The sequence below is a fragment of the Burkholderia sp. LMG 13014 genome (assembly GCF_905232215.1).
Taxonomy (GTDB): domain Bacteria; phylum Pseudomonadota; class Gammaproteobacteria; order Burkholderiales; family Burkholderiaceae; genus Burkholderia.
This window is the reverse complement of the sequence record NZ_CAJNKE010000850.1, coordinates 1-1949: the sequence shown is the minus strand read 5'-3', so window position 1 is coordinate 1949 and position 1949 is coordinate 1. Positions and strand designations below refer to the sequence as shown.

3 protein-coding genes are annotated in these 1949 nt (G+C 69.9%); all 3 read right to left on the bottom strand.

Translation table 11 applies throughout. The features are described from left to right. Positions 1-99: 99 nt before the first annotated feature. Entirely contained in the window at positions 100-684 is a 585-nt protein-coding gene (gene cobC / locus JYJ84_RS35375) for an alpha-ribazole phosphatase (RefSeq protein ID WP_175223046.1), read from the bottom strand. Next, the gene (locus JYJ84_RS35370; protein ID WP_175223045.1) at positions 669-1445 is read right to left on the bottom strand and encodes an adenosylcobinamide-GDP ribazoletransferase; all 777 of its coding nucleotides are present in this window, start codon (positions 1443-1445) and stop codon (positions 669-671) included. The genes cobC and JYJ84_RS35370 overlap by 16 nt, the downstream gene beginning before the upstream one ends. Next, the coding region (locus JYJ84_RS35365) for a nicotinate-nucleotide--dimethylbenzimidazole phosphoribosyltransferase (protein WP_205190189.1) at positions 1435-1949 on the bottom strand (515 nt) is incomplete at its 5' end. The genes JYJ84_RS35365 and JYJ84_RS35370, both read right to left, overlap by 11 nt.

Here is a 1949-nt window from a genome sequence, read left to right as displayed (position 1 = left end):
CGGCGGCTTGCGCGCCCCGCGCGCACCTGCACCGATGCTTCTCGCGCCCGAGACAGATTGACCGCGCGGCGCGTCGTTCGCATGCAGACGCCAGCGCGCCTATTCGTCCCAGTGCACCACTTCCCACGTTCGCGTGGCGGCATCCGCGCGCAGCCAGACGACACCCGCTGTCGGCACTGGCCGCGCCAACAGCGTATCGAGCGGCACGCGCAGTACATGCGATGCAAACGCGCGGATCACGCCCGCATGCGTCACCGCCCATTGCGGCCGGTCGAACTGCGCCACTGCATCGGCCTGCCGTGCGACCCGCGCGGCAAACCGCGCGACGCTTTCGCCGCCGTGCGCACACGCATGCATCAGGTCGGCCGCCCACGCATCGAGCGCCGCGCGATCGATATCGTCCCAGCGCCGCATTTCCCACGCGCCGAAATCCATTTCCTGCCAGTCCGCATCGCGCCGCAGCGGCACGTCGCATGCTTGCGCGAGCCGTTCGGCAACCGATGCGCAGCGCGTCAGCGGGCTCGTCCAGACCTGTTCGGGAAACGGCGCGCAGAGTGCCGACAGATGCGCGCGCACGGCCTGCGCGCCGGCGTCGGCCGGTACGGCGAGCGGCACGTCGCTGCGTCCATAGCAGATGCCCGGCTCGACACCGACGGCCGGATGACGGATCAGGACGACGTCCATCCGAGCACCACGAGATAGATCGCCAGTTCGCACAGTTGCTGCGCGAAGCCGAGACAGTCGCCCGTATATCCGCCGATCCGCTTCACGAAATAGCGGGCGGCCCACGCGCGCACGAGCACGAGCGCAACGCATGCGACGACACCCATGCGCCAGTCGGGCCAGAACAGCCAGGGCAATCCGAGTAGCGCCGCGACGCACGCCGCGCGCGCACCCATCCGTTGTGCGACCGGTTTCGCCTTGCCTTCGGGCCGCACGTAGTCGAGCGTCATCAGCAAGCTCACGGCCGCCGCGCGGCTCGCCGCGTGCGCGGCGATCATCGTCCATGCGGCACGCAACGGCAGCATCGACGCAAGCGCCTGCCATTTCACGCCGAGCGAGATCACGAGCGCGACCGCGCCGAACGTGCCGATTCGCGAGTCGTGCATGATGCGCAGCACGTCGTCGCGCGTATAGCCGCCGCCGAACGCATCGCAACTGTCGGCCAGGCCGTCCTCGTGAAAGGCGCCCGTTGCGAGCAGCGTCGCGGCCATCGACAACCCGACCGCGATCGACGGGGGCAGCACACGCAGCGCAGCGAGATAGACGAGCGCGCCCCACGCGCCGACACATGCGCCGACGAGCGGAAAATAGCGCGCAGCTTGGTCGAGATCACCGGCCGCATAACCGATCGAGCGCGGCACGGGCACGCGCGTGAAATAGCCGAGCGCGACGAAGAAGTAGCGCAGTTCGGCCCGCACGCCGCGCGTGCGATCAGGCGTCACGATTGTCGACGCCGGCCGATTCGAAACTCGCCATTTCCGTGAGGAACGCAGCCGCCGCACGCACGAGCGGCAGCGCGAGCGCCGCGCCCGTGCCTTCGCCGAGCCGCAGGTCGAGCGCGAGCAGCGGCTTCGCACCGAAATGCTCGAGCATGCGCCGGTGCCCGGCCTCGTGCGACGTATGCGAGAACACGCAGTAGTCGCGCACGCCGGGCGCGATGCGCTCGGCGACGAGCAGCGCAGCCGTCGCGATGAAGCCGTCGACGAGGATCGTCATCCGCTCGCTTGCGGCCGCGAGATACGCGCCCGTCATCATCGCGATCTCGAAGCCGCCGAACGTCGCGAGCACGTCGAGCGGTGCGATCGCGTGCGAGTGCTTGACGAGCGCACGACCGAGCACCGCGCGCTTGTGCGCGAGGCCCTGGTCGTCGAGGCCCGTGCCGCGCCCGACGCAGGCATCGATCGGCACGCTGAGCAGCCGGCTCATCAGGCACGCGGCCGACGACG